Genomic DNA, 744 nt, shown 5'->3' on the forward strand with positions numbered 1-744 from the left:
GAGGGGCCCCTCTCGGGTTACCGAATTCAGACAAACTCCGAATGCCAATTAATTTAACTTGGGAGTCAGAACATGGGTGATAAGGTCCGTGTTCGAAAGGGAAACAGCCCAGACCACCAGCTAAGGTCCCAAAATATATGTTAAGTGGAAAAGGATGTGGCGTTGCCCAGACAACTAGGATGTTGGCTTAGAAGCAGCCATCATTTAAAGAGTGCGTAATAGCTCACTAGTCGAGTGACACTGCGCCGAAAATGTACCGGGGCTAAACATATTACCGAAGCTGTGGATTGTCCTTTGGACAATGGTAGGAGAGCGTTCTAAGGGCGTTGAAGCATGATCGCAAGGACATGTGGAGCGCTTAGAAGTGAGAATGCCGGTGTGAGTAGCGAAAGACGGGTGAGAATCCCGTCCACCGATTGACTAAGGTTTCCAGAGGAAGGCTCGTCCGCTCTGGGTTAGTCGGGTCCTAAGCTGAGGCCGACAGGCGTAGGCGATGGATAACAGGTTGATATTCCTGTACCACCTATAATCGTTTTAATCGATGGGGGGACGCAGTAGGATAGGCGAAGCGTACGATTGGATTGTACGTCTAAGCAGTGAGATTGAGTGTTAGGCAAATCCGGCACTCTTAAGATTGAGCTGTGATGGGGAGAGGAAATTGTTTCCTCGAGTCGTTGATTTCACACTGCCGAGAAAAGCCTCTAGATAGAGATTAGGTGCCCGTACCGCAAACCGACACAGGTA

The 744-nt window shown here is 49.5% G+C and carries 1 rRNA gene; it reads left to right on the forward strand.

Annotation, left to right across the window (positions count from 1 at the left end):
• Positions 1 to 744: ribosomal RNA gene (locus HMPREF2930_RS01970) — 23S ribosomal RNA — on the forward strand; the annotation flags it as partial.

Source organism: Staphylococcus sp. HMSC068C09 (genome assembly GCF_001813735.1).
Lineage (GTDB): Bacteria > Bacillota > Bacilli > Staphylococcales > Staphylococcaceae > Staphylococcus > Staphylococcus hominis.